Origin of the sequence: Paenibacillus sp. Dod16, assembly GCF_049893405.1 — a bacterium.
GTDB lineage: Bacteria > Bacillota > Bacilli > Paenibacillales > Paenibacillaceae > Paenibacillus_AQ.
On record NZ_JBNDYG010000032.1, the window covers coordinates 107,367 to 126,827 of the forward strand.

25 protein-coding genes and 1 pseudogene are annotated in these 19,461 nt (G+C 46.7%); 20 read left to right on the forward strand and 6 right to left on the reverse strand.

Annotated elements, in window-relative coordinates; genetic code table 11:
* The first annotated feature begins 108 nt into the window (after positions 1 to 108).
* Positions 109 to 540: an STAS/SEC14 domain-containing protein gene (locus tag ACPV3A_RS22495; RefSeq protein WP_426201318.1), complete on the forward strand. Its 432-nt coding sequence runs from the start codon at positions 109 to 111 to the stop codon at positions 538 to 540.
* A 156-nt stretch (positions 541 to 696) separates the two neighbouring features.
* Here the strand turns inward: ACPV3A_RS22495 and ACPV3A_RS22500 are convergent, their stop codons facing one another.
* Positions 697 to 957: a hypothetical protein gene (locus ACPV3A_RS22500; RefSeq protein WP_426201275.1), complete on the reverse strand. Its 261-nt coding sequence runs from the start codon at positions 955 to 957 to the stop codon at positions 697 to 699.
* 129 nt (positions 958 to 1,086) lie between these two features.
* Between ACPV3A_RS22500 and ACPV3A_RS22505 the strand changes: the two genes are divergently transcribed.
* From ACPV3A_RS22505 to ACPV3A_RS22520, 4 genes are all read left to right on the forward strand, one after another.
* A complete protein-coding gene (locus ACPV3A_RS22505; protein ID WP_426201277.1) occupies positions 1,087 to 1,470 on the forward strand; it encodes a nuclear transport factor 2 family protein in 384 nt (127 codons plus the stop codon).
* A gap of 174 nt (positions 1,471 to 1,644) precedes the next feature.
* A complete protein-coding gene (locus ACPV3A_RS22510) occupies positions 1,645 to 2,070 on the forward strand; it encodes a GNAT family N-acetyltransferase (protein WP_426201279.1) in 426 nt (141 codons plus the stop codon).
* A gap of 39 nt (positions 2,071 to 2,109) precedes the next feature.
* Positions 2,110 to 2,553 carry a GNAT family N-acetyltransferase gene (locus ACPV3A_RS22515; RefSeq protein ID WP_220684445.1) on the forward strand — a complete coding sequence of 148 codons (444 nt, stop codon included), beginning with the start codon at positions 2,110 to 2,112 and terminating at the stop codon, positions 2,551 to 2,553.
* A 39-nt stretch (positions 2,554 to 2,592) separates the two neighbouring features.
* Positions 2,593 to 3,051 carry an NUDIX domain-containing protein gene (locus ACPV3A_RS22520; protein ID WP_426201281.1) on the forward strand — a complete coding sequence of 153 codons (459 nt, stop codon included), beginning with the start codon at positions 2,593 to 2,595 and terminating at the stop codon, positions 3,049 to 3,051.
* 73 nt (positions 3,052 to 3,124) lie between these two features.
* Here ACPV3A_RS22520 and ACPV3A_RS22525 read toward each other — a convergent pair whose 3' ends face one another.
* Positions 3,125 to 4,333: an S-layer homology domain-containing protein gene (locus ACPV3A_RS22525; protein WP_426201283.1), complete on the reverse strand. Its 1,209-nt coding sequence runs from the start codon at positions 4,331 to 4,333 to the stop codon at positions 3,125 to 3,127.
* Between the two features lie 366 nt (positions 4,334 to 4,699).
* Between ACPV3A_RS22525 and ACPV3A_RS22530 the strand changes: the two genes are divergently transcribed.
* Both ACPV3A_RS22530 and ACPV3A_RS22535 read left to right on the forward strand, forming a co-directional pair.
* Entirely contained in the window at positions 4,700 to 5,377 is a 678-nt protein-coding gene (locus ACPV3A_RS22530) for a class I SAM-dependent methyltransferase (protein WP_339294476.1), read from the forward strand.
* Positions 5,378 to 5,417: 40 nt separating this feature from the next.
* Entirely contained in the window at positions 5,418 to 5,891 is a 474-nt protein-coding gene (locus ACPV3A_RS22535) for a DinB family protein (protein WP_194543744.1), read from the forward strand.
* Between the two features lie 52 nt (positions 5,892 to 5,943).
* Here the strand turns inward: ACPV3A_RS22535 and ACPV3A_RS22540 are convergent, their stop codons facing one another.
* Positions 5,944 to 7,428, reverse strand: coding sequence for an endonuclease/exonuclease/phosphatase family protein (locus tag ACPV3A_RS22540; RefSeq protein WP_426201286.1), 1,485 nt, complete (start codon positions 7,426 to 7,428; stop codon positions 5,944 to 5,946).
* A gap of 322 nt (positions 7,429 to 7,750) precedes the next feature.
* Here ACPV3A_RS22540 and ACPV3A_RS22545 point away from each other — a divergent pair, with 322 nt between their 5' ends.
* From ACPV3A_RS22545 to ACPV3A_RS22600, 12 genes are all read left to right on the forward strand, one after another.
* Positions 7,751 to 8,008 (forward strand): hypothetical protein, encoded by a 258-nt coding sequence (locus tag ACPV3A_RS22545; protein WP_426201288.1) that lies wholly within the window; start codon positions 7,751 to 7,753, stop codon positions 8,006 to 8,008.
* A 146-nt stretch (positions 8,009 to 8,154) separates the two neighbouring features.
* Complete coding sequence (locus ACPV3A_RS22550; protein WP_426201290.1) at positions 8,155 to 9,447, forward strand: LamG-like jellyroll fold domain-containing protein; 1,293 nt, start codon at positions 8,155 to 8,157, stop codon at positions 9,445 to 9,447.
* Positions 9,448 to 9,595: 148 nt separating this feature from the next.
* The gene (locus ACPV3A_RS22555; RefSeq protein ID WP_426201292.1) at positions 9,596 to 10,084 is read left to right on the forward strand and encodes an NUDIX hydrolase; all 489 of its coding nucleotides are present in this window, start codon (positions 9,596 to 9,598) and stop codon (positions 10,082 to 10,084) included.
* A gap of 60 nt (positions 10,085 to 10,144) precedes the next feature.
* The gene (locus ACPV3A_RS22560; protein WP_426201294.1) at positions 10,145 to 10,708 is read left to right on the forward strand and encodes a YfiT family bacillithiol transferase; all 564 of its coding nucleotides are present in this window, start codon (positions 10,145 to 10,147) and stop codon (positions 10,706 to 10,708) included.
* 6 nt (positions 10,709 to 10,714) lie between these two features.
* A complete protein-coding gene (locus ACPV3A_RS22565; protein ID WP_220684453.1) occupies positions 10,715 to 11,155 on the forward strand; it encodes an NUDIX hydrolase in 441 nt (146 codons plus the stop codon).
* A 39-nt stretch (positions 11,156 to 11,194) separates the two neighbouring features.
* On the forward strand, positions 11,195 to 11,662 hold the full coding sequence (locus ACPV3A_RS22570) for an NUDIX domain-containing protein (protein WP_216530049.1): 468 nt from the start codon (positions 11,195 to 11,197) through the stop codon (positions 11,660 to 11,662).
* A 201-nt stretch (positions 11,663 to 11,863) separates the two neighbouring features.
* Positions 11,864 to 12,358 carry an HAD family hydrolase gene (locus ACPV3A_RS22575; RefSeq protein ID WP_426201320.1) on the forward strand — a complete coding sequence of 165 codons (495 nt, stop codon included), beginning with the start codon at positions 11,864 to 11,866 and terminating at the stop codon, positions 12,356 to 12,358.
* 38 nt (positions 12,359 to 12,396) lie between these two features.
* Entirely contained in the window at positions 12,397 to 13,278 is an 882-nt protein-coding gene (locus ACPV3A_RS22580) for an alpha/beta fold hydrolase (protein WP_426201297.1), read from the forward strand.
* Between the two features lie 17 nt (positions 13,279 to 13,295).
* Positions 13,296 to 13,808, forward strand: coding sequence for a hypothetical protein (locus tag ACPV3A_RS22585; RefSeq protein ID WP_426201299.1), 513 nt, complete (start codon positions 13,296 to 13,298; stop codon positions 13,806 to 13,808).
* 33 nt (positions 13,809 to 13,841) lie between these two features.
* Complete coding sequence (locus ACPV3A_RS22590) at positions 13,842 to 14,252, forward strand: class I SAM-dependent methyltransferase (protein WP_426201301.1); 411 nt, start codon at positions 13,842 to 13,844, stop codon at positions 14,250 to 14,252.
* 138 nt (positions 14,253 to 14,390) lie between these two features.
* Positions 14,391 to 14,657, forward strand: coding sequence for a hypothetical protein (locus tag ACPV3A_RS22595; protein ID WP_194543735.1), 267 nt, complete (start codon positions 14,391 to 14,393; stop codon positions 14,655 to 14,657).
* Positions 14,658 to 14,818: 161 nt separating this feature from the next.
* Complete coding sequence (locus ACPV3A_RS22600) at positions 14,819 to 15,295, forward strand: GNAT family N-acetyltransferase (RefSeq protein ID WP_426201303.1); 477 nt, start codon at positions 14,819 to 14,821, stop codon at positions 15,293 to 15,295.
* A gap of 160 nt (positions 15,296 to 15,455) precedes the next feature.
* On the opposite strand, the gene ACPV3A_RS22605 is transcribed toward ACPV3A_RS22600, so the two are convergent.
* From ACPV3A_RS22605 to ACPV3A_RS22615, 3 genes and pseudogenes are all read right to left on the reverse strand, one after another.
* The gene (locus ACPV3A_RS22605; RefSeq protein WP_071219891.1) at positions 15,456 to 15,854 is read right to left on the reverse strand and encodes an SRPBCC family protein; all 399 of its coding nucleotides are present in this window, start codon (positions 15,852 to 15,854) and stop codon (positions 15,456 to 15,458) included.
* Positions 15,851 to 16,180 (reverse strand): ArsR/SmtB family transcription factor, encoded by a 330-nt coding sequence (locus ACPV3A_RS22610; protein ID WP_194543732.1) that lies wholly within the window; start codon positions 16,178 to 16,180, stop codon positions 15,851 to 15,853. The genes ACPV3A_RS22605 and ACPV3A_RS22610 overlap by 4 nt, the downstream gene beginning before the upstream one ends.
* A 175-nt stretch (positions 16,181 to 16,355) precedes the next feature.
* A pseudogene (locus ACPV3A_RS22615) lies at positions 16,356 to 17,064 on the reverse strand (FAD-dependent oxidoreductase).
* A 335-nt stretch (positions 17,065 to 17,399) separates the two neighbouring features.
* Between ACPV3A_RS22615 and ACPV3A_RS22620 the strand changes: the two are divergent.
* Positions 17,400 to 19,460: an alpha-galactosidase gene (locus tag ACPV3A_RS22620; RefSeq protein ID WP_426201306.1), complete on the forward strand. Its 2,061-nt coding sequence runs from the start codon at positions 17,400 to 17,402 to the stop codon at positions 19,458 to 19,460.
* Position 19,461: the final 1 nt, after the last annotated feature.

Genomic DNA, 19,461 nt, shown 5'->3' on the forward strand with positions numbered 1-19,461 from the left:
AAGGAATGCCCTGTGAGCTTTTTTTTATTTCGAAAAGCTGTCACGAGCATTGATATTTCCTGGGCAATCCAAACTTCCAGTATATGTAAGAATAAGTTTTAGTTTTGCATTGATTTTATAGGAAGTTTACGCATAATAGAAACTAAGGGAGATGATTCCACTTTGAATGATAAGAATATCAGTACTGTTGTTACTGGAGATTTAATTGTTACTCATCTGATAGGGAAGATAAACACGGATGATGTTATTGAATGGTTTAATGGCTTTGAAAATTCATGTCAGCAGTTTATTGGTAAGGGACTGAAATACAAATTGTTGGTGGATAGAAAAGGATATACCCCAAACCACTTCTCCGTTCAAAAAGTATGGAAAGAAAAGTTCTTCAATGACACTTTCCTGAATCATAGCAAGGCCATTGCGTTTCTTCTTGAAGAAGGGGAGATCATGAATTACCTGCAGCAATCCAACACCAAAGAATCCGTTAAATTTTTTGATGATTATAAACAAGCACTCAATTGGTTAAACAACTACCCAAGTTAAGTATTTATGTTGAACCAGTTGCTCAATAGCAACTGGTTTTCTTATGCTCACAGCTTTACGTTGTGGCGAAATTGGCTTGCTTGCAAGCTTCTAACAGTATTCATGAAAAGAGCTAAAAAAAAGAAGCAGCATGATCGCCGCTCCTTCTGAAATCCATTAATTACGCTGTAATAACAGGTAACCGCTAATGCTGGATGTTCTTTGGCGGAATACGATTTTGAAACCTACATCATTATCCAGCAAACAGGCTAAGGCAGTTCTTAGCAATGCATTCGGCGTCAAATCAGCTCGGCAAGGAGAAGCATTGCCAATGACACGAGCAGCAACGATTCTACGCGGGGAACCCGCAACGAGAGGGTTTCTTGACCAGTAGATTAATACTAAATCCGGCTCTGGAACAGCACTGACACGACCCATTTGAATCACTCCTTTTACTATAGTAGAGTCAGTATATTAAATGATAATCTGCTATGAAGTGTGCACAGTAAAGGCGGAGTTTTTTAAGATCGTGGTTGCAACCCAAACTGACGGAAGGGGAGATGTGGTGTGAATTCTATGAAAATGAAGGACATGATTAATGAGTATGTGAGAGCCTATAATTCTTTTGATATCGAGGGGATGATTGCTCTTCTGCATGAGAAGATCGAGTTCAGAAACATATCAAGCGGATCAATCGACGTGGAGACCAAAGGAATCGAGGAATTTCGAGAGATCGCCGAACAGTCCAAGTCGTTATTCTCCTATCGGTGTCAGACGATCATTGGTTATTCGTTCGAAGATGACAAGACTCAGGTTGAGATCGACTACGAGGGTATTCTTGCTAAAGATCTCCCCAACGGTATGAAGGCCGGCGAGAAGATTCATCTGAAGGGAAAGTCCGTATTTGCGTTTAGAGACGATAAGGTAGCAGTGATAGAGGATCATAGTTGATTGAGCAGATGGAACTCAGGTGCACCTGAGTTGATCGTTCCAAACTGTATTAGCACCACCTCTTGTATTGGTCGGAAGGCAGGAAGAGTTTATCTATAGTTGTTTAATCCCGGAAATAGGGTTCCTCCACATGGTATTATTTGGTTTAGTGTACTGAGAAAAGGGAGTGAGCGAGTGTCAGAAATCAACATCAAACGAAGCAGTCCGGAAGAAGCGCTTGCGGTACGGACGAACCTGATTCAATATAATGCACAGCATATTGCAGAAGATTTGCAGCAGAATTACGAGGAGATCAACTTACATATAAAGAATGAGAATGGTGATATCGCAGGCGGGATCAATAGCGTGTTTTGCTGGAATTGGATTGAGGTCGATATTCTATGGGTGGATGATCGATCCCGGGGGCGGGGCTACGGTTCAAGATTGTTACAGGAGATCGAGAAGATAGCCAGGGAAAAGAAATGCACCTTCATCAAGCTCAATACGTTCAGCTTTCAAGCGCCACTGTTCTATCAAAAGCATGGATTTCAAGAGATTGCACGTATCGACGATGCCCCAAGAGGGCATCAGCATTATTATTTGATAAAGCATTTGGTGTAGGCATGTATTAAAACCAACAACCATCCAAAGGAGCTTGATATGATTAGATTGCAGCCCATTGATAAGGATAATTGGACCGAATGCATTAAACTGAAAGCGAAGCCGGAGCAAGAAGGCTTTATCGCCTCCAATCTGTATTCGATTGCCCAGTCTCAATTTCTTGAACATTTTGAAGCAATGGCCATTTATAAGGAAGAGACGATGGTCGGATTCGCGTTATATGGCTTGGACTCCGATGACGGGAACTACTGGATTTACCGTTTGATGATCGACGGTAATTTTCAAGGGAAGGGTTACGGTAAAGCGGCTTTGCGAGACATAATTGAAGAAATCCGAAACAAACCTGACCGGACGGATGTCCTTATGATAAGCTTTGATCCGAAGAACGAACAGGCCAGGCAGCTTTATGTCAAAGCGGGTTTTGAGGAAATCGGCGTCATGCCGTGGTCGGAGGGTGAATCGGTAGCAAAGCTAATGCTGTAAACCCTCAGCCTACAAGTGTGCGGAGAGGATGATGCTGATATGAAAATCGTAGTGACTGGCGGCGCCATCATCCGGGATCATCATGGGCGAATATTGCTTCAGAGACGCTCGGATTACGGCAATTGGGGACTTCCCGGTGGCGGTATGGAAGCCGGAGAATCCGTGGAAGAGACGATGAGACGGGAAGTGCTCGAAGAAACGGGGCTGGTCGTCCGCGATCATGAACTCTATGGTGTTTATAGCGGACCCAGAATGCAGTATCGATACCCGGACGGAAACGAGGTCGTGTTTGTCATGTTTATTTTTAACGCGACGGTGGAATTGGAAGGGAAGACGGAGGAGCAAGGCCGAATCCTTATTTATCACGATGTGAACAACGAGTCGTTGCAGTTGGAATTCAAGGCATTGCATGAGATTGATCTAGAGGATATCAGCTCTGTGCAAAGACCGGTATTTGAGGATCTGCAAAGCGGGAAGGCAAACATTTTAAGAACATGAATCTGTCTTGCATACGATAAAAAGGGAGTGCCTACTGTTTGTGACAGTTCTGCACTCCCGTTTAGTAGCCTATCTAGAGATCGGCTTCAAACCCCAATAATTGGGTGAAGTCCTGGAATGTATCAGAATAATAATACATAACCTTAATGTTATTATTGTCATCGGTGGCTTTCTGACCCTTGCTTCGGATAATGGGAATGAACTCCGCATAGGATGCGCCATTCAAAGCAATTCGAACAGGCTGCTTAGGGTTGCTTAATTGTTCGTAAGTATAAAAGGATGGCTCCCCGTTCATGTTGATCTGCAAGTCGATTTTCTCTGAAGCCTTCACGGCCAGATAGAATTCCGGTACGGAATCGGGATTTACTAAAGCAAAGTCAGCAACCGGACTTTCTCCGTGTCCAGACGGAGATCCCGCATAGATAAAGTTTCTAGTGCCATTCGGGATGAGATCATCTGCCGATGGTTCCCGGACATAGTCGCTGCCATCATAATAATCGTATATGCGATGCAGGATGACCGCGGTTTCGGCTAACGTTACCTTTTGATTCGGACGAAAATGCCCTTTCGCGTCAGGTTTCATGATGCCGGCCTCGGCAAAGCCGAGCAGCGCATAAGCTTTAACGTAATCGAGATCGGAGGCTAAGGAAGGCCCCCATTTTTTGTCTTGCATCAATCCGATTTCGGGTGCCAATGGTTGATAGGCGTACTTCCATTTTTCGTATTGGTTGTAGGAATTGAAATACCTTTTGGGAAGATCTTTGATCTCCCGCAGCCTGGCAATCTCCTCACTTTCCAACACCTCCACAGAATATCCAATATCATCGAACAGCGCATTCAGCGTAATCAATAAGTCCCAGCGTGTTAACACTTTCTCCGGTATAAACTTGAAGGTTTCGTCATGATAATTGATTTTGTCGGCGGCGGCAATTAATCCGCTCGGCGCCGACGGTATGCTGCCGTATACATCTTTAAACATCTGGTAGGAGGGATGTCCATTTGGGACCCCGGGTATCTTGATGTTCTTATCGCTTTCGACCCGTAAATCGGTAAACAGCCGATGAACCATGAGCGTGAGATCGGATTTGGTTACCATCCTGCCTAAAGTTTTTGTCCGATGCTCCATATTTTCAAAAACACCATGAGATCTAAGGAAATCTACGGATTCATTGGCCCAGCCATATTTGGCTTGACTGGTTTCCGCCGCGCTTGCCATGGATGTCATGCACAACGATAGAATGAGGGTAAAAGATAATAATCGACGCCACCTTTTTAGAATCATGAAATCCTCCTGTATGTATCTATGTATTGGATTAATATTCCTCCATTGTAGACGACAAATTATGACAGGAGCAATGTTTTATGAATATTTACACAGCAATAAAGAGTTGACCTGCGCACAGCTCTGGTTTGAACGTATTGGATGAAGAGGAGAAGAATATCGGAATATCGACCATGAAAGGTATGATTTTGACGGATTTTTTTCAATGTAACCGTTGACATTACGGAACAAAATGGTAATATTTTAAGTCATTAGATATATAGCGGTTAAATTGGTGCCTATTGGCTTCTTTCATGACCATGTAATAACAGATTTCGGCTATCTTGGATAGTGGATGCAATGCAGCCTATGACGGAGGAGGTATGTATGGGAATAGACTGGTATGACATGATCGCACGAAGAAATGGCGGCTACAAAGGAAGAGCGGTGTGTACCGTCGTCGGCCGGTCGGCGGAAGAGGTGTTTGAGGAGCGGTTAGTGGAGATGCTGCCGCAGTTTCAATCGGTGCTGGATGCAGGCTGCGGGCATGGCGAGTTCACGCTCCGGATGTCCAGACATGCTAAGAACATCATTGGTTTTGACAACTCCGCGGAGATGATCCGAATCTCCCAATCCTTACTCGAAAGCAGCGGAATCGGTAATGTGGAATTTGTGTTTGCCACAACGAAGACCGAGTTGCCCTTTCAACACGCCCAGTTTGATCTCATCTATGACCGCAGAGGTCCCACCTCGATCCTCGAACATCCCAGGATATTAGCTTCAGGCGGCACCATTATCGGCATACATAATGATGTGACTGCCGTACGAAGGCGATTGTCGGAGAATGGCTACATGAATGTCGAGATTGAGGAGTATAATGAAGCGATTACTTACTTCCCGAATGCCCGCGAATTTGCATTGTTTCTGTCGGATGTGCCGGGTAATCCCGATTTCACTTTGCCGGAAATGAAGGGTGAACTCGAGGCCAAGATACGGGAGAATCAGATCGACGGGCAGCTTGGAGTCCGTGAACACAAATACATCTGGAAAGCCATGAAGAAGTGACGTCAAGTCGTTTATCATACCGAAAAAGGAGTGTTGCGTTATGGATCATGAGTTCAACCGGAAGTGGCTGGAGGACAAATTTGAAAACATCCGCAGCCGTACCTTAAAAGTGCTGGTGCAGTTAAACGATGAGCAAGTCAATTGGCGGCCCAACCATTCCAGTCTGAGCATTTCGACGTTGATCAGGCACATCGAAGGCAACATTCAAGAGCGGGTCATGAAAGGGATTCTGCACAAAGACATCACGCGAAACCGGGAGGAAGAGCTGACGCAGGTTTTTGTCAGCCGGGATGATCTGATTCAGATTGTAAAGAATCGGTTTCAGTTCCTGATCGATACGGTAAAATCCATGTCGAGTGCGGACTTTGAACAGGTTCAACAGGTACGCGGTAAAGAACGAAGCAATCTCGACATACTGCATCAATGCGCCACGCATTATTCGGAGCATATGGGTCAAATTTTTTATATCGCGAAGCAGTGTTTGGCGGTTCAATATAAAGCTACATCGATCTAATAAGCAAGTCCCCCTTAGCTGGGGTATCCAGCGATCAAGGGGGACTTTTATTTTACGGTTGACCTGGGGAAGGGACCTGGTGGGTTTCTTTTTTCTGCATCATGCTCGTCAGCGGCTCGGGCTCTCGATACGTGATCGATTCATTAACCCCGGCATCCAGCTGCCCGTTATTGAACTGTACGCCGATAAGATGCGTGCCGGATGGCGCTGAAATGCCCAAAGAGCGTCCGCTGGTGGAGGTTCCGTTCAGGCCCTGATTGTTGCCCGGCGTGAAGACGGCCAGCAGTTGAGACGGTGAGAAATCTTCGCCATCAGCATTATAGTTGGCAAGGAACTGCTCCATGCTCAGGTCGTAACAGCAAGGCTGCTTCTTGATCCAGATCACCTTGGTTTCATTAGGACGGATGATGGTGTCCGTGCTGTAGCGATCCTTCGTAATGGTCCAGCGGTTGGACTTGGATTTGTCAAACGGAAGAGCAGGGTCGTAATAATAGTAGATTTGATATCCTTCCAGGTCGATTTCCCGATCCGTGGGGTTGTAAATCTCCACATAATTGTAATTACCTTGCTCGTTCGAGTTAGCGACCACCTCGGTGATGTGCAGGGCGGTGGTCAAGGGCAGCTTAGGTACCGTTTCTTCGGTGGTTTTATCGGATTTTTGCAGGGTACCTTCCATCATGACGGGATAATGATCGCTAGGGTATTGGCCGATTTCATTGTAATTAATAATCTCGCTGTGCAGGACATTCCAGCTCTGGCTGTGCAGAATCCAGTCGATCCGGTTTCCGCCGCCGCCGCCCGTAGGGTCCTTGTAATTATGAAAGGTTCCCAGGTCATCGTTGGTGCGTTTCTTGGCGGTGACATGTCCATCCGACATCCCGTTGCTTGTAAAAATTGAATACGTATCGCTTCCCGGCCGGGTATTGAAATCGCCGGTTACGACAACGGGGATATCCGAGGCAAAAGCCTTCATTTTGTCGACAATGAGTTCGGCGCTCTTCTGCCGGGAAACCTCGGATTGGTGATCCAGATGCGTGTTGACTATATAAAAGGTTTTGCCGTTCTGAAGATCCTGGAAGCGAACCCAGGTTGCCATCCGCGGAATCTGGTTCCCCCAGCTGGCGGAGCTGATCGTCTGCGGCGTATCGGACAGCCAGAAGTGAGACTGTTCCAATGGCTTCAGTCGTTCCGTATTATAAAAGATCGCCATATACTCGCCTAAGCTCCCGCCTTCACGTCCGACTCCAATCCGACCATATCCCGGCAGATCATTCTCCAGATCGAGGATTTGCCGGTGAAGCCCTTCCTGCGTTCCGATGACGTCCGGTTTATGCTCCAGGATGAGATTCTTGGTGACAGGGCGGCGTTTCTCCCAAGGTTGACTGTCATTGGCGGCATAACGCAGGTTGAAGCTCATAACACGCAAAGGCCCAGGCGTTGCTTCCGCGGTACTCCCCAACTCGCCGGAAGGGGAGAGCGACGCCGTCGTCAGAAATGTTAGCATCATGAACAGGCTGGTGATTTTGGGGATTCTCATTAAAGTTCCTCCTTTGTCATGTGCAAGAAGTGATTCCTTCTAAATTGGACGTTAAGTAGATGTATCCTGTCCTCCCTTCCTGATTTGCCCATATCATATCTTATTTTTAGTTGGCTGCGTATTTACAATATTTTAGGTTTTTGCTTTCCTTTTGGGTAATCGTGGAGGAAATGGATGAKTATATCCGGAATATACCATTTAGGAATCGAGGTGATATGGTTTGAAGCCATTGAATTATAGCGCATTGATCTGCTCTTTGATTATCGGGATATCCATCGTAATGGCAAGTTTTATACTTCAGAGGACTGAGGGTGTAAAGTCTGTGCCAGCTGTAACGGATGAAGCCTATTCGATGCAAACGGATAGCCCATTAATGACCCTTGAACAAACGGCCGAATTCTTGAACCTTACCGAGTCTCAGGTGAAAAGTATCATCTCATCCGAGAATGCGCTAAGAGCGCAGGGTGACTCCGAGGAGGTGTCGTTTCCTTATATTGTGGTGCAAAACGAAATCTACGTTAGCCAAATAGGGCTTATCTCGTGGCTTGAGGGGGCTACGCGGGAAAGAAGGATATATTGATCATGCGATCGTTACGATCTAAGATCCTTAATCTCACGTGAAGATGGACAAAGCATGCACTCAACCAGAGGTTGAGTGCATGTTAGCTTGCTCTACTTCCGCGTTATGTTTTTTCGTGAGGTTGTTGTGTATAGTAGAGGCATCTCATGGAAAGCGTGGTGTCTGGATTGATGAATCAGGCAAACGGCGTGATTGGTAACAATATTGGCAGGCTGCGAAAACAGCTCGGCATCACACAGGAGCTATTGGCTAACAGACTCGGTGTCAGCTATCAAGCCGTAAGTAAATGGGAGAATGGACAATCTTGCCCGGATATTTTACTGATTCCGATACTGGCAGATGTATTCGGGGTCACGATCGATGAGCTTTTTGGCAGGACTGTCCATAACATCGATTTACGAAAAGGACTCGTACTTGAGTATTTGTTCGACGGCGATGTGAGAGATACCAGCGGGGAGGGACATCATGGGCGACTAGAAGGCGGGAATTATGGCGAAGACCGCTTTGGCCGGAAGGGCGGGGCTTTAGTGTTGGATGGCGGAAGTCATTATGTCCGGATCGATCAACCGCCCATTCTTGTGAATGATGCTTTTTCAGTATCCGTATGGTGTTATTATGATGCACACAAGATCCTCCGTGGATGGCATAGCGCGATTGTCTCGCAAGATGGCCATCACCAGAACCGGGCGATGCAGCTTAGCACGAAGGATGAGTATATTACGTTCCATGGTTTCCTTAGAGAACCGGATCTATCGATGAACACCAAGATCGTGAAGGAGCACTGGTATCATGTGGTTATAACCTATGAGAAATCCCGTTACCGAATGGTTGTCAATGGCCGTCTCGTTGCTGAGCGTACAGGCAGTTTTACACCCTATAATAAAGAACCGATGTATGTAGGTAGAAAATCAACCGATGAACCGTATTTCTTTTTCCAAGGGCGTATCGACGACCTGCGAATCTATAATCGTGCCATGCAGGACCGTGAGATCGAAGCCCTCTATCTTGAAGGTGGTTATAAGCCTGCCCCAATGCCGCATGTGGAGCCTGCGGAGGAGCCCATTCCGGTTCTTGAGGGATTGGACGACATCCGTATGGTCTTTACAAAAGATACCATTGATGCAGCGGCTGACTGGTATACCCGAAATTTAGGATTCAACATATTGATGCAGGAAGAAGGCTTCTATATGTTAACGTTGTACAACAGCCCGAATTTGATATTGGAATGCGTGAAAGCAAGGGAGCTGGAGTCTGGACAAGAGGCATCATTTATATTCAAAACCAATCGGGATATCGTAGAACTGAGCTCTACTTTATCTGCCGCTAGTGCGAGAATTGAGCAAATTCGGGACGAAGGCTTCGCATGGTTTCTGGATTTTATGGATCCTTATGGACAAGCTTGGATCATTATGCGCGAAAAGGGGAGTCATTTGAGTTGAAGTTGTAACAACGTCGCGCGATTGCGCGTTATGTCCGTTAACGGTAGAATGATGTAAAGCAGTTGATATTTCATCCAAGAACCCTCCTCATGGTTAACGCCAAAGGTGGGTTTTGTTTATTTAAGACCATACGCAAAGGAATGTGGATATGACGGAAAAGGGAATTGTGCTCGTGGTCAGCGTGACCCTTGTTCAAGGGGATCAAGTGCTTATCATCCAAGAAAATAAACCTTCGGTACGGGATACCTGGAACTTCCCGGGAGGGCGCATCGAGCCTGGGGAAGTTATGTTCGAGGCGGCTATAAGAGAAGTGAAGGAAGAGACAGGATATGATGTGCATTTGACAGGCACTACAGGCGTGTATCCATTTATCAGCAGTTTGAATCACCCTGTGATCATGTTTCATTTTACCGGAGAAGTGGTGGGAGGCTCGCTTCAAATTGGTACAGGCGAGATTAAAGCTGCCCGCTGGGTCACGCTGCCTGATGTCTTGGCGGATAACAGCATGAAATTCCGGGATACCGAAGTCATGAGACAGATCGTTGAGAATCTCAAGAATGGCGTGCAGTACTCGCTTGCATTGTTTCATCCGTCTTTGCTTCTAACTTCGAAGGCATCGCATATTCATAATGCTTAGCGGATTATTTCGTATTATTTTTTGCTGTGGAACACAGTTCTTTCGTATGGGAAGGATACGATGATGTATCGAGGAGGTAAGGAAGTGGCCAGCATCCGTTTTCCCCTGGGTTCCTTTGAACCGAAGGTGGAGCCGACATTGGAGGAGAGGCAGAGGTTTATACAACAGATACCTTCAATCGTACCGACGCTCCGGCAAATCATAATGAAATGCCCCCTTTCTCAGCTGCTTATGCCTTATCGTGAAGAGGGCTGGAGCATTCAGCAAATCGTACACCATCTGGCTGATAACGACATGAACGCATACTTGCGATTTAAACGTGCATTGACCGAGGAGGAACCGGTGGCAAACTCGTACCGGGAGGATTTATGGGCTGAACTGAGTGATTACACGGAGGTTCCCATTGAGAACTCGCTTACGCTTCTCGAAACACTTCATTTTCGTTTTCTTATACTGCTTAAGGACTTACAGCCTGAGGATTTCAAAAGAACCATGAGAACTCAAGTGCTCGGCAGCATTACACTGGATATCGCGCTGCAGCGATTCGTGTGGCACAACCAGCATCATATCGCGCAGATAACATCCATATTGAACCGTGAAAACGCGAAGTTACATAAGGAGTGAGCCCAATTGAGCTGGAGATCCAAGTATGCTTATGGAGGCATTGTGTTCAATCAGAATCAAGAGGTTCTCATGAGAAGTCCGCGCGGCCATTGGGGCGGCTATGTTTGGACCTTCGCCAAAGGCGGTGCTGAATTAAGCGATAGCTCCCCAGAAGAAACCGCAACCCGGGAAGTGTTAGAGGAGACAGGGTATAAATGCAGCATTATCGCAGCCATTCCGGGTGAATATGAATCGGATACATGCTTGACGAAGTATTTTTTGATGAGCCCTGATGGTTGGAGCACCCATCATGATAAGGAAACGCAGGAAATCAAGTGGGTTAGCGTAGAGCAGGCCTTTGAACTGATAGAATTGACAACAACCTTATTAGGTAGACAACGCGATACAGATGCATTAATCAGTGCGATACATACGATGAGGGCATTGATAATAGAGAACAGATTCTAGTTATCCATTTTATTAGGAATCCAAAGGAGCTATCAAACCATGGGAATGTCAGATTACTATAAGGATCTAAGAGAAAAGATCGGAGACCAGTTAATATTCATGCCGTCCGTTGCGGGCATTATCCGTAATGATCAGGATTTTGTTTTATTTGGAAGAAAGCATCGCGAAGATGTATGGGGACTTGTAGCCGGTGCCATCGAGCTGGGAGAATCCCCGGCAGAGGCGATGGTTCGTGAAGCGAAGGAAGAAACTGGGCTGGATATCGTACCTGAACGAATCATTGGAGTATATGGTGGAAAAGAACGCCGATATACGTACAGCAACGGACATCAAGTGGAGTACCTCACGATTGTGTTTGAGTGCCGCATCATTTCGGGAGAGTTGGATCTTGAGAATGACGAGTTTGCTGAACTCGTATTCTTTCCGGAGGATCAGCTGCCACCCACGGCTTTAAAATATCCGGAACATATTTTCATCAAAGCGAATGGAGAGCGGGCACATTTCTGATAGAAAGCAGGTCCCCTATGACGTTAAAAGCGATAATCTTTGATTTGGATGAGACACTAACGGTCGGCGATTGACTCGTTTATTGAGCGATTGATTGCCAGGTATTTCCCAGACTCCGATGAAGATGCTCAGTTTAGGATAGCCAAGCGATTTAAGGAAGCGGATCAGAACGGCTACCGGGATAAGCGTGAAGTGTATAAGATGCTGGTCGAGCATCTTCCGTGGGAGAATCCGCCTACGGCCGATGAATACCTGACATTTTTCAGGGAAGCCATCCCGCTTTGTATCCAGCCGATGGATCAGCTGTTACCCGTACTGCGTCATTTGAAGTTTAAGAGGCTGAGGCTTGGCATCATTTCGAATGGAACCGTCCAAGTTCAAGAGGGGAAGATCCGTCAATTGGGTATACGCGAGTACTTCGATTCCATCGTGATTTCCGAAGAGGCTGGCGTCAAAAAACCGGATCCCAGGATCTATAGGAAGGCTTTAGATTTGCTAAACGTACGGCCAACAGAGACGTGGTTCGTCGGCGACCACCCGCATAACGATATCATCGGAGCAGCGCAATGCGGAATCAAACCCATATGGTTTACGCGAGATGGAAATTGGAACTACTCTGAAGAAATAAAGCCATATCGGACGATACATAAGCTGGAAGAATTGATTCATATTTATACCGAATACCATGAGAATTAGCAATAAGGGTAAAGTCCAGTGTCTTGGAGGTGCAGTAATTGAAGCGATTTAAAAGCGATAATGGACAAAAGCTCGTCTATGAATCCTATGACCGCCTGATGGCAGGATGGACGGTACCTTACGAGCAGCACCATATATCCACCTCGTACGGGATGACTCACGTAATAACGGCAGGTTCATCGGATCTTCCCCCGCTGCTGTTATTGCATGGAACGGGCGATAACGTCGCCATGATGTGGATATATAATGTGACGGAGTTATCCCGGAACTTTCATATCATCGCCGTGGATAATATCGGAGGTTCGGGAAAAAGCGAGCCGAATGACCGGTATGCGCATGACTTCAATCAGGCAAAATGGTTGGACGAGATCCTTGAGGCGATGAATGTTGACGCAACCTATATTGCCGGCGTATCCTATGGAGCTTATCTGGCCTATCATTACGCCATTGTCAGACCGGATCGGGTAAGAAAAATTGTATGCTTGGCTGGCGGCATTGCCGGAAGTCAATCTGAGCTGATGAGCAAAATGATGCGGGCTTTTCTGCCTGAAGCACTGTTTCCTTCAGAACGGAGTGTGCGTAAACTGCTTCGCAAGCTGTGCGGTACGAATGCAGATGCATTCGAGAACCATCCGGAGCTTATGCAGCACTGGGTCTACTTGCTGAAGTACTTTAACAATCGCTCCATGATGAAACACGCCATTACAATCCATTCGTCTGCCGACATTCAGACTATACGCAGCAAGACCTTGTTCGTTATAGGTGAGCAGGATCTGCTTAGTTGCTATCCGAAGGCGGTTGCCAGACTGGAGGCGAATGGGATGCGGTTCCGCCTCGTTCCGGGCGCGGGCCATGCGATCAATCATGAGATGCCTGAGCTCGTTCATGAAGAGATAATAGGCTTTTGCAGGGAAGCTTGAGGGGAGGGGGATAAACATTGAAGATAAAACGATTCATCTGGCTGTTTATAAGTGCGCTTCTCTGTCTGCTCGTGGTTCTATTCGGGAATGCGATGACACCTAAACTCGGCACGAGTTCGGGGAACGGCAATCCTGCAATTCTGCTGTTCATCCCTCTGAGCATACTTTTTCTTGTGCTGGTCATTCAATGGATTCGTGTATTCAAAGATGTAAAGATGTCCCTCATCTCGTTAAGTTTGTTGATCTTTACCCTGGCTGGCTATATTATAGTGGGTTATGTATATCAGCTCCGAAGACTCGAAGTCTATAGACAAATTCAAGCGGAGGCATTCGAATCGGAATATGGTAAAGTCGATTGGACACATATCGAATCCATTACGTCCGGTATTTTATCGATACATATGAATAATCAATTTTTTAATGTAAACACGTACTTCATGATGATGGCCTTTTCGCTTCTACTGTGCTTTTTGTACAAGTTGATTGAAGGACTCATAAACACAAGTCAAGGAACCTCTGCGGAGAATTAAATCAGTAATCCAGGTGGATAGGAGGAGCATGGTATGTCAACGAACGGGATATACGATAAGCAGGCCGAAGCTTATGAGGCCATGATTAGCAAGCAGCCTGATTTAGCGGGGGTTATTTATGAAAAAAAGCCATTCGAGGGGCTGGATGTACTTGATTTGGGGGCAGGATCAGGGCGATTATCTATGCTGCTAGCTGGAGACGCCAGATCTTTGATATGTACTGACATAGCGCAGCCGATGCTGGATATTTTGGATAATAAATTGTCTGAAGCCTATAATTCTCGTAATTGGACGACCGTAGTCGCTGATCATCGCAGCCTGCCGATTGATTCATCGAGTGTGGATCTGATCGTATCGGGCTGGAGCATTAGTTATCTGGCCGATTCGAGTCATGACGATTTAACCATCAGTGGATTCGAACGGATTATGTTTTTGAAACAGTAGAAGAGGCGCTGCATCACACGGGATTCTTTTTCGGAGAAGAGCTGACGGACAAGATTCAGGCGAACCAATGGTCAACCGTGCCGGAATGCGCGGGGATCTGGTGGAAGCATGTATAGGCTAGGACGGTGATGTGGCCTCGTGGAATTTCTAATGTATGTGGTCTTGTTTATTCTTAACATTCCGATATACAAGTGGATTTTCAGAAGGATTTTCGATGATGTGGATGATCTGAAGCAGTCGGTAAAGTATTCGTTGACGCCGGATATCATCTCCTTGTTCCGCAGACGTTTTTGGAAGGATCAATTTGGAGAGCTGAAGCTGTCCGTATTCTATTTTTGTTGTTTAGGGATCTTTGTCATAGAGTGCGTGGTATTGACCAAGGTGGTTGACGTGATCTTTCAATGAATTAGCTATCAGGGGTTGAACGGTTACGTACCGCTGAATCTGTGGTAGAATTGCGAGGGACAATAACCCATACACATTCTACTGGAGAAGCAGGGAACGTATGTTAGCCCTGCCTTTTTGATTTGAAGATGTTTGCTAATGGATCATAAGGAGAATAGAGAATGCCAACGATGATTACAAAGTCATTTGATCAAGAAATGCAGCGATGTTTAAGTGAAATTACATCGGCTTATCATGCAGGGGAACTGAGCACGATGGACCTAGCGGAATTACCGGAAGAAATCTATATCATTGAGGCGGAAGATGAGATGGTAGGGTACGGAGTCGTGTGGGAATACGATAACGGGAAGCAGCCCATGCAGAAGGCCGAACAAGATTATTTTAGCGCCGATGAGCGGTATTTGGAGAAGGACTTCTATATTGATGTCAAGAATAAGAAGGATTTTATCTTTATCCAAGCCTTGGATGTACTCAAAGAATTCGAAAACAAAGGGTACGCGGCTTTCTTCATGAATTGGCTCAAAGCAAAGTATCCTAACAAAAAAATGTATGTCTATACCCTGGATAAATCACGGAATTTCTGGTTCAAGCAGAATTTCGAGATTCTAGGAAGTACGGCATGGATGACCTTTAATTAAGGTATCTTGCAGCATCAAAATTATTCAAGGGAAGTTCATTGCATTCTTGACCCGAAAAGACAAGAGCTTGTCAGATGGTCTGAAGTAGACATCAAGATAAACCGGCTGCAAACATGCAGCCGGTTTATCTTGATTCGAGTCAAGCAGGGTTGAACGCCTGTTATTGATCCAACGCGTTTTCAAACTTGCCGAACCACTCACTCCAGCCATATCTGGCGCCTTCGAGTCCATGAACATGGGAGAAGCCCGTTTGTTCGAGATGAAGGTTAACCTTGCCGTCGCCTAAATCTTGCAGCGTCCAGGTGACGGTATGCCGCTCGTCTCCGGTAGCCCAAGAATAGGACAACCGATTGGGCGGTTCTACGATAAGTACTTCGCCGTCAACGATTCCATCCCAATATTCGGACGGCTCATGGCGAAACTGAAAACGATGTCCAACGATAGGCTTAAAATCATTTTCCGTGATCCACTTTGCTAACTTACTTGAATCGGTTAAGGCAGCCCAAGCCTTCTCGATCGATGTCGTGTACTGAAAATCCATGGATAAGATTAAACTCATTCTTCTTCCTCCTCGAACAGCTGGTTCAAGCGCAGCATATTTGTAGTCCAGTATTTGCTGTAGAAAGCCACCCAATCTTGAACTTCTCTAAGCGGATCGGGGTTTAGCTTAAATCGCGTTTCTCTGCCTACTTTCCGGTCGAGCACCAGCCCGGCCTCTTTAAGGATAGTCAAATGCTTGGATACCGCTGTACGGCCCATTGAAAATTGTGCCTTTAGTTCGTGAAGCGGTTTCTCCTCTGCCTGTGATAACAGATGAATCAGTTGACGCCTAGTGGGATCTGCAATCGCGTCAAATACATCGCGGGACGGATTATTCTCAATCACGACAACCCTCCTAAAAGTCTAATTTTGTTGTTAGTCATCTAATGATGGATGAAGGGACCGCCGTTAATTTCACCACCTCTGCTTCATGATTTTATAAGTGAAATTTTCAGATATACCTGGAAATGACGATCACTCGATTAGAGAGTTAGTGTTAATCTCTAATGTTCATTCTAAACTAATACCCAAAAAAGGCATCCTTTTTGATATTTCGCTTAGAAATCTGATTACTCTGCAAATGGCTGGAAATAGAATCGACCAATGACTTCGGGCCCGCAATAAAGTATTTTCCATTGTTTTTATATAAGGTGTTAAACGTATCGATTTCCTGATGCAAGTCATTCTCTTGAATCAAGATAAGTCACAGTTAATGAAGGATGGTTAGCCATTTCATCTAGCTCATTCTTGAAGATATAAGACTTTTTGCCATCCAAATAGAGCAGCTTTCTTTGCTTCCCGTCATGATTCCCTTCTGCCTCTAATTGTTTAAGGATCGACCGAAATGGTGTGATTCCAATTCCGCCTGCGATCAGAAGCGAGGGACTGTTATCTTGCATATAAAAAGAACCGACAGGGCCGCTCATTTTAACCTTCATTCCCTGCTTTAATTCTAATAGAGCTTTTTTAAAATCACTGGGATCATCACTGATACGCGTTGTTATTTTAACTATATTCTCTGTAGGAGCAGCTGCCAAGCTGAATGGTTTTGTAGGGTTTTTTATGGTCTTATGAGTAATGCTGAACAAACCATATTGCCCTGCCTTCCAGGTTAAGTCTTTCTCTCTTTCAAATAGAAAAGAATAGACATCCTCTGATTCTTTGCGGCTTTCTATAAATGATAGTTCTCTCTTCTTGAATATGGAGAACATATCCTGAAAAAAACTCATTATCCCATCTCCCTCTTATAACGTTATCGGTAAGGCAATCGCTATATCTTCATCCTGACTTCTAATTGGACACCATTTAGTGATACTTTGATTTTAGGCCACCATTTGGTGTCGTGTCAATGACATATTTAAACTCCGTATGAACACGGTCCAGCCCATATTGCATTTTAACAAATGGGTCACTCCAGATGCGTTATATCCCGATATGGATCGGAAGATCGTTGTATAGTAAGCGCTTTACCCGCGCTTCTATAATGGTAGCAAGCTGTAAAAGGCGCTTGATGCTAAACGTCCTGAATGCAGCACAGATGCACGCAGAAGGAGGCAATCCACAGATGTTAGGAAGCAGCGATACGGCGGTGAACGTGGGGGTGAATGCCGAAACTCACATTCGCTTGGCGAATGGCATGGTGGCCATTGAGGTGGATTTGGAAAAAGGCAATTACGCCTACGCAGGCAGCAGGGGATTCGCTTTGCAAGAAGTACGAAGCGGCTTTCGATGGCAGGGCCGGGAATACCATACGGGACATTACGACCGCCACTATATGATAGGGAAGCCGGAGAAGATCCAAGATCCGTTCGGAACAGGCATCCATGCCGTGATTAAGCATGAATCCGATCTGCTCCCAGGCCTGGAACAGCATTTTTACGTCTATGAGGGAGCTTCATCTTTCATCACACGGGTCGTCATCGTCGGTGAAGAGGAATTAAAGGTAAACCGCATCGCGGTGGTGAAAACCGATAGCGTATCGAGCGGGAGCGAGACGGTTCCGGGAGAAGCACTGCATGTGCTGCGCGTGCCGTATGACAATGACAAATGGGTGCGCTACCTGACGGAGACGGCCCCGCTGGAGACGGAAAGCTACGAAGTGACGGCCTTGTTCCAGCCGGATAGCCGCAATGGATTGATCCTGGGATCGATCAGTCATGACGTGTGGAAGACCGGCATTCGCGTCAAAGGGGAAACCGCAGGCAAGCTGGATGAACTGGAACTGTACGCTGGCGCGGCCGACACCATGACCCGAGATTCCCAGCCACATGGCTATGTAAGAGGAACGCGCGTCGAATCTCCACTGGTTATGGTCGGGGATTACGACGATTACCGGACAGGACTTGAAGCGTATGGGGAAGCGAATGCGAAGGTAGCGCCTGCACTGAGCTGGGACGGCGGCGTCCCGATCGGCTGGAACAGCTGGTCGGCCGCCATGAGCACGCTGGATTACGATCTCTATGTGGCGACGAGCGATTTTCTGAAGCGGGAGGTTCAGCCGCAGGGCTTTCATAACGAGGATACCCTGTACATGAATTTCGATGCGTTCTGGGATCGCCTGACGCCTGCCGAGATGGAGGATGCCGTGAAAAGAGTCCGCGAGAACGGGCACAAACCCGGTACATACTGGACGCCTTTTGCGTTCTGGGGAAGTCCGGCTGGGTTCGGGAACCCCGTGGAGGGTACTGATGGGAAGTACACCTATGGCGATATCCTGCTTCGCGACCAGGATGGCGAGATTTTGCCGGATGTTGACGGCGGACTTGCAATTGATCCTACGCATCCCGGGAACCTGGCGCGAATCGATTGGTTCATGGATAAATTCGTCTCCGAGGGATTTGAGTATATCAAGCTGGATTTCATGGCTCACGGGGCTCTGGAAGGCAAGCATTACAACCCGGATATTACGACGGGGATCGCTGCATACAATTACGGATTGTCGTATCTGACGGAAAAACTCTCCCCGGAGCGGATCGGCAGACCGTTCTTCATCAACCTGTCGATTGCCCCGCTGTTCCCTTATTCCTATGCGCACAGCCGCAGAATTTCCTGCGATGTGTTCGGAACGATCCGGGATACGGAATATTTGCTGAACTCGCTGACGCACGGGTGGTGGATGAACGATACGCTGTACCGTTATAACGATCCGGACCATGCCGTGATCTATAAAAGCTTCAACCAGGATTCGACGACCCGCCATGAAGGGCGAAGCCGTCTGACCGCGTCCGTGATCTCGGGAACGGTGCTGCTGCTGGGCGATGACTTTCGGCATGAGGAAGCGGCATGGCGCGCCAAGAACTGGCTGGGAAATGAGGCCATCATCGAGATTGCCAGACTGGGCAGAACCTTTGTGCCCGTAGAGGGGAATCTCGGGAAACAGGCTGCGGATACGTTTGTGCTGACCCATCCAAGCGAAGCGGGAACGACGTATATTGCCGTATTTAACTTTGACGGGGCCGAGTCCGTGCAGAAGACGGTTTCCTTGGAACGCTGCGGCCTCGAGGCGCACGCTTCCTACTCGGTTCTGGATGTGTGGGAAGGCACGACGGGTCAAGCGGAGTGTACACTTGTGGTCGAGTTGGCGCCAGCCGAATCGAAAATCCTGAAATTAAGCCGAAATCAATAGA

Coding starts and splice junctions, on each gene's coding strand:
- ACPV3A_RS22500 (WP_426201275.1), bottom strand. CDS start 957: ATGGGTCGTGTCAGTGCTGTTCCAGAGCCGGATTTAGTATTAATCTAC.
- ACPV3A_RS22515 (WP_220684445.1), top strand. CDS start 2,110: ATGATTAGATTGCAGCCCATTGATAAGGATAATTGGACCGAATGCATT.
- ACPV3A_RS22520 (WP_426201281.1), top strand. CDS start 2,593: ATGAAAATCGTAGTGACTGGCGGCGCCATCATCCGGGATCATCATGGG.
- ACPV3A_RS22525 (WP_426201283.1), bottom strand. CDS start 4,333: ATGATTCTAAAAAGGTGGCGTCGATTATTATCTTTTACCCTCATTCTA.
- ACPV3A_RS22530 (WP_339294476.1), top strand. CDS start 4,700: ATGGGAATAGACTGGTATGACATGATCGCACGAAGAAATGGCGGCTAC.
- ACPV3A_RS22535 (WP_194543744.1), top strand. CDS start 5,418: ATGGATCATGAGTTCAACCGGAAGTGGCTGGAGGACAAATTTGAAAAC.
- ACPV3A_RS22540 (WP_426201286.1), bottom strand. CDS start 7,428: ATGAGAATCCCCAAAATCACCAGCCTGTTCATGATGCTAACATTTCTG.
- ACPV3A_RS22550 (WP_426201290.1), top strand. CDS start 8,155: ATGGAAAGCGTGGTGTCTGGATTGATGAATCAGGCAAACGGCGTGATT.
- ACPV3A_RS22555 (WP_426201292.1), top strand. CDS start 9,596: ATGACGGAAAAGGGAATTGTGCTCGTGGTCAGCGTGACCCTTGTTCAA.
- ACPV3A_RS22560 (WP_426201294.1), top strand. CDS start 10,145: ATGATGTATCGAGGAGGTAAGGAAGTGGCCAGCATCCGTTTTCCCCTG.
- ACPV3A_RS22570 (WP_216530049.1), top strand. CDS start 11,195: ATGGGAATGTCAGATTACTATAAGGATCTAAGAGAAAAGATCGGAGAC.
- ACPV3A_RS22575 (WP_426201320.1), top strand. CDS start 11,864: ATGCTGGTCGAGCATCTTCCGTGGGAGAATCCGCCTACGGCCGATGAA.
- ACPV3A_RS22590 (WP_426201301.1), top strand. CDS start 13,842: ATGTCAACGAACGGGATATACGATAAGCAGGCCGAAGCTTATGAGGCC.
- ACPV3A_RS22600 (WP_426201303.1), top strand. CDS start 14,819: ATGCCAACGATGATTACAAAGTCATTTGATCAAGAAATGCAGCGATGT.
- ACPV3A_RS22605 (WP_071219891.1), bottom strand. CDS start 15,854: ATGAGTTTAATCTTATCCATGGATTTTCAGTACACGACATCGATCGAG.
- ACPV3A_RS22620 (WP_426201306.1), top strand. CDS start 17,400: ATGTTAGGAAGCAGCGATACGGCGGTGAACGTGGGGGTGAATGCCGAA.